Genomic DNA, 8,869 nt, shown 5'->3' on the forward strand with positions numbered 1-8,869 from the left:
CAGCATAAACGCTGCAGAAAACATCAATTGGTAGCCACTGGTGTTTTTAGACAGCTGCCATTGGTGTGCCTGGCCTGGTGCGAGGAAAAAAATGGTCCGGTTGCTTACCTTATAATCTTTGAAGTCGATCGTATGTGTGCCGCTGCCCTGCGTGATCATCATCAACATAAAAAAATCATGTTTATGTGCCTCGGGGATCACCGGCATATTGATGGGCGCATGATGTACGATTTTGAAATCTTCCTTTTTATAAGGAAGATTAAAGATTTTTTCAATACCGAAGGTGGGCAGCGACATGCGGCGAAATTACGAATTAAGGGCTACGAATCGTAATTTCGCCGCATGCCGGTGTTACACAATTCAGATTATCAAGCGCCTTTTTTATTACAGAATCGTCATATGCTGACGATCTATCCTTCTTTATTTCGTAGTATTAAGCCCGCTGCTTACCGGCGGGAGCGCATTACCACGCCTGATAATGATTTCCTGGACCTTGATTTCAGTGAACGGGGGAGTAAAAGCATCGTGGTCATTTTGCATGGGCTGGAAGGGAATACTACCCGTAAGTATGTGTTAGGGATGGTGCATATCTTCAATGGGGCAGGATTTGATACGGTGTCTATGAATTTCCGGGGCTGTAGTGGTGAGCCCAACAAGAACCTTCGTTTTTATCATAGTGGAGAAACGGGTGATTTACATACGGTGATCACCTACCTGCTATCGTTGAAAAAATATACGGCTATACACCTGGTGGGTTTTTCGCTGGGAGGGAATGTAACGTTGAAATATCTCGGTGAGCGCGGTAATGCCGCAGTGGGGGTGATTAAATCAGCAGTAGCTATTTCTGTGCCTTGTGATTTGAAGAGTGGATCTGCGGAGTTGGAGAAAAGGCATAACATTATATATATGCAGCGGTTTATCCGGGATCTGGGTGAAAAGCTGCGGTTAAAGGAGCAGCAATTTCCGGGCAGCATTCGCCTGGATAATTATGCTGAGGTAAAGTCCTTCCGGCAGTTCGATGACCGCTATACGGCGCCTATGCACGGCTTTAAAGATGCCCTCACTTATTGGGAGCAATGCAGTTCCCGTCCTTTATTACCTGATATCCGGATTCCCGTGTTGATTATCAATGCGCAGGATGATCCATTTCTGGGTAAAGCATGTTATCCTTACGAGATAGCTGCTGATAGTCCGTATGTATTTTTGGAAACGCCGCATCAGGGTGGCCACGTGGGTTTTGTGAGATTTGGGGAGGAGTTTTACTGGTCAGAAAAGAGGGCATTGACCTTTGTGCAGGAAGTGTAGTTTGTACCATTCATGTAACGCTATAGTGTTATTGGTATTATTCATGCTTTTTTATAATTTACATCCGAACGGTGTGCATCATTTAAAAAATTGTTATACTCAATGGAGCGAATGCCATCAGAAGAGGAGGTGTTATTGCGGATGATAGGGGGCGATGAATTGGCTTTTTCCAGTATTTACCGGCACTACCATTCTTCACTCTATATCTACCTGTTACGCTTTTGCAAAGTGCCTTCCCTGGCGGAGGACCTTGTACATGATGTGTTTCTGAAGATATGGGAAATCAGGGAGCGTATTAACCCACAACTTTCCTTCAGTGGTTATCTTTACCGGATTGCCCGTAATCATGTTTTTAAGACGATTGCTAAATTATCTACCGATGAGCAGATGCGGGAACAATTGTTCCTGCAGTTGGTGCAGCAGGATGCGGGGTTAACTGATCTGGCAGTAAGGGCCCGGGAGTATGACCGTCTTTTCCAGGAGGCATTGAGTCAGATGACGACGCAGCGTTTAAATGTATTCCGGCTTTGCCGGCAGGAAGGTAAAACATACGATGAAGCCGCCGCCATATTGGGTATCTCCCGCGATACCGTTAAAAAGCATATGGTCCTCAGCATGCGGTTTATACAGGATTATATCTTCCGTCATGGGGATATCCTGGTGGCAGCATTTCTGCTGGCTGCTATTATTTAAAAAATATTTTTCCACGGGGGTACCCTCTTTCTCTATTTCCGGATATTATATACAGGGCTTGTGTTCAAATAGCTCTGCATCACAATAATGAATCTACCGGAAGACTACCAGGAAGCACTTTTAAAAAAATACCTTGACGGGCAATGCAGTCCGGAGGAGATGGCCACTTTATATAGCTGGCTGTTAACTTCCGATACGCACAAGCCACTGCTGGCGGTTATGCAGCAGGATTTCGAGCGTATTATGAAAGCGCAGCCGGCTATACCGGAAGAATTAAGTAACCGCATGGAATCCAGGTTAATGGAAACTATTGGTCGGGAGAAAGTAGTACAGATGCGGGTTTCCCGGTTGTGGAAATGGGGTGTTGCCGCTGGTGTTGCCGTATTACTCACAACAGGTGTTACCGTATTTTATCGTTTACATACACCGGCAGCACCGCCGGTACTGGCGTCCCTGAAAGCGCAAGACGTGAAACCGGGTACCAACAAAGCCGTGCTTACACTGGCAGATGGATCGGTAGTAACCTTAGATAGTGCGGGTAACCAGGTGATACAACAGGGAGGTACTAAAGTGGAACAGAAGAATGGAGAGCTGCAATACGCCAGTGCAGGGAATAATGCGGCTATAGGCTACAACATGCTGAAGGTACCACGTGGCGGTCAGTTTACCATTGTGTTGCCGGATGGTACACAGGTATGGCTGAACTCTGCTTCCAGCTTACGTTATCCCACTGCTTTTACAGGAAATAACCGTACAGTGGAAATGCAGGGTCAGGGCTATTTTGAAGTGAAGAAAAATGCCAAGCAACCTTTTATTGTGAAAGTGAATAGCATGGAAGTACAGGTATTGGGTACAGGTTTCGATATTATGGCTTATGATGATGAGGAGGAGTTGAGAACGACGTTGGTGAGTGGAGCGGTGAAAGTGAAACAGGGTGGAGTAGAAAAATACCTTAAGCCGGGAGAGCAGGCGGCTATTGATAACAGCACCGGGGTGATGTCTGTACGTAACGCAGATGTACAGGGAGTAGTGGCGTGGAAGACAGGATTTTTTGAATTCGATAATGCCAATATAAATATCATTTTACGACAGTTAGCCCGTTGGTACGATATAGACGTAGACACTAAGACAGTTGATAAGCGGCTTTTTGGTGGCAGGATTAACAGGAACCTGCCATTGTCAGAAATGTTGTCGTTGCTGGAAAGCAGTGGCGCCAAATTTAATCTCGAGGGAAGGAAATTAACCGTTATAAGATAAAAAAAAGTTTAAAAATTGCTGCTTCCACGTTGTGGCAATCCACGTATAATTAGTAAAAACTGATAAACTTTTAATCAAGATGGCAACAACCGAGACAAGCTAGTCAGGGAACGTATGCCCAAAAAAAACCGGAAGTGCTCGCAACACTGCCGGTATATGTCTGGGCATCCCTTGAAAATCAATCCCTTAATCGAAGAACTATTTTACAAGAATTCCCAAACACTACAAAAGTATGCAATTAAACTTATGTGGTATAATTTCCTGTACCCGGAAATTACTATCAACCAAAATGTTCTGCGTTATGAAAATGACCGCCTTTTTGCTACTCACAGCTTGCCTGCATATCAGCGCAAAAGGATTGTCGCAGCAGATCACTCTCTCAGAAAAAAATGCACCGTTAAAGAAAGTACTGAAGGAAGTGGCGCGACAAGCGGGGATCTCTGTGGTGTATGATGAAGCATTATTGTCTTCTTTCGCTAATGTGAATGTAGATGTTACCAATGTATCGGTAAAGGAAGCATTGGACGTTTGCCTGCGGAATAAGCCATTGGCTTATGTGGTAGAAGGAAACCGTATTACCCTCGTGAATGTATTTCCGGAAAAGGGGCAGGCAGATTCCAGTATAACCGTTACCGGTAGAATTGTGAATGAGACAGGAGAGCCTATTCCGGGCGCAACTATCCGGATTCAGAATTCTGGTAGTGGCACCGCGGCAGATGCAGATGGAAAATTTAGCCTGAGAGTCCCGAATAGTAAAAGTGTGCTGCTGATTTCCTTTATCGGATACGATCCTAAAACGGTGACGGCATCTGCCAGTCCGTTGCGGATACAATTGAAACCGGCTAACACAGCGCTTACGGAAACGGTGGTGGTAGGATATGGTATCCAGAAGAAAAGTGTGGTAACCGGCGCTATTTCCAGCGTTCGTGCGGCCGATATTGAGTCGCAGCCGGTAACCCGTATTGAGCAGGTATTACAGGGCCGTACATCCGGTTTAACGGTAGCTGCCAGTTCCGGACAACCCGGGTCTTCTTCTTCCGTTCGGGTAAGGGGTATTACCTCTTTTAATAATAACAATCCGTTGTGGGTAGTAGATGGAGTAGTAGTAGATAATGGTGGTATTGGTTATCTGAACCAGTACGATATAGAATCGGTAGAGGTATTGAAAGATGCTGCTTCCCAGGCCATTTACGGAGCACGTGCGGCTGCCGGTGTAATCCTCGTTACCACGAAAAAAGGTAAGATGGGTAAAATTACTGTCAGCTACAATGGCTACTACGGTACTTCTGCACCTGCGCATAAACTGAAACTGCTGGATGCCACCCAATATGCTACTTTAAGAAATGAAGCAGTTACCAATGATGGTGGTACGCCGGTATTTGCTGATCCCAAATCATATGGTAAGGGAACAGACTGGCAGGCGCAGATTTTTAATAACAGCGCAACCCGCCAGAATCATGAGCTGAGTATCAGTGGTGGTACTGATAAATCTACTTTCTATACTTCCTTTGGATTTCTGAAACAGGAAGGTATTGTAGCCAGTGCTATTTCAAAATATGAGCGCGCCAATTTCCGTGTCAATACCACGCATAAAATTACGCCATGGCTCACCTGGGGCGAGAACGTAGGTTATTCTTACGAAAAAACAATTGGTATTGGTAATACGAATAATGAATTTGGTGGACCATTAAGTTCTGCGATCAACCTGGATCCTATTACACCTGCTATTGTAACAGATCCTGCGGAAGCTGCACTGAGCAAATACAAGAACATTGGTGCGAGAACAGATGCCCAGGGACGCTTTTATGGCATCTCCGATATTGTAACACAGGAGATTACCAATCCCCTGGCTTATATTTCTACCCGCCTTGGTAATTATAACTGGTCGCATAACATCGTAGGTAATACTTACCTCGAAATGGAACCGGTAAAAGGTTTAAGAATCCGCTCTACTATTGGTGCAAAATTAGCTTTCTATGGAGATGAAACTTTTACACCTATCTCTTACCTGAATAGTTCCAGCATTACACCGCGTACCAGTTTTAAGCGCGGTCAGAATCAGAACTATAACTTTAACCTGGAAAATACGATTTCCTATACCAGAGGCTTTGGCTTGCATAATGTTACTTTGCTGGCTGGTCAGGGCGCTTATATGGAGAACCGTTCCAGATCAATCAATGTTAGTTTCTACGATATACCAGCAGAAACTTTTGACCAGGCATCCCTGAACTTTAAATCATCTGCTGCTAACCGCATTTCTGATGGTAGCGAAGGAATAGAGCATAAAGTGTCTTCTCTCTTTGGTCGGTTGAACTATAACTACGGAGAAAAATACCTGGCAGAAGCGATTGTGCGCCGGGATGGATCCAGTCGTTTTGGTGCGAATAACCGCTATGGTATTTTCCCCTCTTATTCCGTTGGATGGGTAACTTCTAAAGAGGGGTTCTGGCCTGAAAATAAAGTGGTCGACTTCCTGAAATTCCGTGGTGGTTACGGTACGGTAGGTAGTGATGATATTGGAGATCTGGCCTACCTGTCTACCATTGGTAGCGGCAGGAATTATACGTTTGTTAGTTTGGATGGTAAACCCGGTTATGTGGTAGGATACAGTCCCAATGCACCTTCCAATCCCAATTTGAAATGGGAATCTACCAGTCAGACCAACATCGGTTTTGAAGCCACTGTACTGCGTAATATCACCGTTGGTTTCGATTGGTATAATAAAAAGACGAAAGATATTTTAATGAAGCCCCGTATTCCGGCTTATGTTGGCGCCATCGATAATCCGGCAGCTAACGTAGGAAGTATGGAAAACCGCGGCCTCGAACTGGAATTAGGCTATCGTGCCAAACTCGGAGAAGTAGCGTTCTCTGCTAATGGTAATATCTCCCACCTGAAAAACAAAGTTACTTTCCTGGGTAATGGTGTAGAATCATTGAACGACAAAGTAATTAATTTCCAGGGTATGAGTGATATTGTGAAAACGAAGGTAGGAACAGCTTTCAACTCCTTTTATGGTTATCAGTCACTGGGTATTTTCCAGAATCAGAAAGAAGTGGATGAATGGGTAAATAAAAGTGGCGGTAAAATTCAGCCGGATGCCAAGCCGGGTGATTTCCGTTGGGAAGACCTGGATGGAGATGGCGTTATCACGAATAAAGACCGGAAATTTATCGGCAATCCTACTCCCAGCTGGACATATGGTGCCACCATCAGTGCGGCTTACAAAGGTTTTGACATCATCGTATTTGGTCAGGGTGCTGCCGGAAATAAAATTTTCCAGGGTTTACGTCGCCTGGATATTGCTACGGCCAACTGGCAAACCAAAGCCCTGGATCGCTGGACTGGTGAGGGTACCAGCAATAGTGTTCCAAAATTGAGTGTAACAGATAAAAACCATAACTACAGCAATGCATCGGCTTATTACCTGGAAGATGGCAGCTACTTCAGAATTAAAACCCTGCAGATAGGTTACTCTCTGCCAGGCAGCGTAACCAAGAGAATCGGTTTACAGAAAATACGGGTATACGTGATGAGCGAAAACCTGTTGACCATTACCAAATACACGGGTTATGATCCGGAAATTGGCGGTACCGATGCGCTGAGCATTGATCGCGGTATTTATCCACAGGCGCGTTCCTTCATGGGTGGTTTGAATGTTACTTTCTAATACTTCTAAAGCTGATTGAAAATGAAAAGAAAAAATTTCAAATATATAGTGGCATTAGCCGCAGGCATGCAATTCATCAATGCGTGTAGCAACAAATTCCTGGAGGTAGCACCTAAAGGAAGTTTCCTGGAATCTAACTATTACCAGAACCAGCAACAGGCTTTTAACGGATTGATTGCGGTATACGATGTGGTAGGCTGGCAGGGAGGTGATTACACCACTAAAGTAGGTGCGATGGATGCTGCTTCTGATGATCATTGGACAGGCGGCGGTAGTCCCACCGACATCAATGTATTCCAGGTATTAACCCGTTTTACCGTTACCCCGGCTTTTGGTCCGCAGGATGAATTATGGAAGAAAGGTTTTTCCGGTATATTCCGTGCCAACACACTCCTGGCCAAGTTACCGGGTGTACCCATGGATGATAATCTGAAAAAAAGATACGCGGCAGAAACCAAGATTCTGCGTGCACATTTTTACTTTGACCTGGTTCGTTTCTTCAGGAATATTCCGCTGTTTACAGAACCAGTTCCTGCAGATCAGATGAATAATGTGTTGCAGGTATCGCCAGAGGAGGTATACAAACAAATCGAGCAGGATTTGAAAGATGCCATTGCAGAAAGTAATTTACCGGACGTGCCTCCACGTTTAGGCGAAGGTGGCCGTGTAGGTAAAGGTGTAGCGCATGCTTTACTGGGTAAAGTATATTTATACGAGAAGAAATGGACAGAAGCTGCCGCTGAACTGAAGGAAGTAAATGGGGATGTACCCGGACAACCCAGTGCGAAATATAATTACAACCTGGTGAAAGATTTTGCCAGTCTCTGGAAATCAGATGATGCCAGTAAATTCAACAGCGAATCTATTTTCGAAGTATCCTTCAACTCCATTTCCGGCGGTAACTGGACAGATGGCGTACCTAAAACAGAAGGTAATATCCTGAATATCCTGTGCGGTCCGAGGTCTTATGCCAAAGACTCTGCCAATGCTCCGGACTACGTAGCCGGTTGGGGATTCCTGATCGTTAGTAAAGAGCTGTATGGAGCTATTCACTATGATCCGCGTTTTGGGGCTACTGTATTGGATATGGACAGTCTTGTTAAAACCAAGAAAGTACATTATGTCACCAGTTTTGATGACACCGGCTATTTCCTGAATAAGTTTGCCGGACGGCAGTCGAATGCTTCCACCGGTGGAGGAGAGATGGTGCTGAATTTTCCACAGAATCTGTATGAAATCCGTTTGGCAGATACTTACCTGATGGAAGCCGAAGCCCGTGTGAATGCCGGAGAAGGCAGTGGCGCCGGTACCCGCGCGTATGCATTGCTGGCAGCAGTAAGGGCCCGTGTTGGCCTGGGAGCTATTCCTGCTACTTTCGATAATATTTTCAAGGAAAGAAGACTGGAACTGGCCGGAGAAGGACACCGCTTCTTTGACCTGGTGAGAACAGGTCAGGCCGCCGCCGCTTTTGCACCTATCATGCCTAAACGAAACTTTACGCCGAAGAATGAAATATTACCCATTCCACAGTTGGAACTGGAGAATACAAAACTGAAGCAGAGTAAAGAATGGGCATCACAATAAGTTTCCCGTAGTCCCGGATTTCAGGATGCTGACAGCTGATTATTTCTGTTAGCATCCTGAATTTTTTGGGATTACTTTTGCCTGGAATAATTCCTTTGCGATATGAAAACAACCAGTCAGCTTTTATGTTGCCTCGCCTTACTGGCAGGCACCTCCGCCGCTGTTAAAGGCCAGCAGAAAAAATCAAAAGAGATCAGTTACTGGTTAACTTCTCCCGAAAAATCAATTGCCCTGCAGCAACAACCCACTACGCTGCCCTTTACCACTACAGATAAAGGTATTGCTACCATTGAAGTAGAGGAGGCAAAGAAATTTCAGGCTATAGATGGTTTTGGTTTTACGCTTACCGGCGGTAGTGCC

At 45.1% G+C, this 8,869-nt stretch carries 6 protein-coding genes and 1 pseudogene; 6 read left to right on the forward strand and 1 reads right to left on the reverse strand.

Annotation, left to right across the window (positions count from 1 at the left end; genetic code table 11):
* On the reverse strand, nt 1-297 hold a 297-nt coding region (locus tag VIP81_RS22810; protein WP_331966835.1), incomplete at its 3' end, for an AraC family ligand binding domain-containing protein.
* Between the two features lie 102 nt (nt 298-399).
* Between VIP81_RS22810 and VIP81_RS22815 the strand changes: the two genes are divergently transcribed.
* From VIP81_RS22815 to VIP81_RS22840, 6 genes and pseudogenes are all read left to right on the forward strand, one after another.
* Nucleotides 400-1,305, forward strand: a complete 906-nt coding sequence (locus tag VIP81_RS22815) for a YheT family hydrolase (RefSeq protein ID WP_331966837.1) — start codon at nt 400-402, stop codon at nt 1,303-1,305.
* A 102-nt stretch (nt 1,306-1,407) separates the two neighbouring features.
* Nucleotides 1,408-1,998 carry an RNA polymerase sigma factor gene (locus tag VIP81_RS22820; RefSeq protein WP_331966839.1) on the forward strand — a complete coding sequence of 197 codons (591 nt, stop codon included), beginning with the start codon at nt 1,408-1,410 and terminating at the stop codon, nt 1,996-1,998.
* 87 nt (nt 1,999-2,085) lie between these two features.
* Nucleotides 2,086-3,255: a FecR domain-containing protein gene (locus VIP81_RS22825; protein ID WP_331966842.1), complete on the forward strand. Its 1,170-nt coding sequence runs from the start codon at nt 2,086-2,088 to the stop codon at nt 3,253-3,255.
* A 301-nt stretch (nt 3,256-3,556) separates the two neighbouring features.
* Entirely contained in the window at nt 3,557-6,925 is a 3,369-nt protein-coding gene (locus VIP81_RS22830) for a TonB-dependent receptor (RefSeq protein WP_331966844.1), read from the forward strand.
* Between the two features lie 21 nt (nt 6,926-6,946).
* Nucleotides 6,947-8,509 carry a RagB/SusD family nutrient uptake outer membrane protein gene (locus VIP81_RS22835; RefSeq protein ID WP_331966846.1) on the forward strand — a complete coding sequence of 521 codons (1,563 nt, stop codon included), beginning with the start codon at nt 6,947-6,949 and terminating at the stop codon, nt 8,507-8,509.
* A gap of 102 nt (nt 8,510-8,611) precedes the next feature.
* Nucleotides 8,612-8,869 (forward strand): annotated as a pseudogene (locus VIP81_RS22840) (hypothetical protein); the annotation flags it as partial.

Source organism: Chitinophaga sp. (genome assembly GCF_036566945.1).
Classification (GTDB): Bacteria; Bacteroidota; Bacteroidia; order Chitinophagales; family Chitinophagaceae; genus Chitinophaga.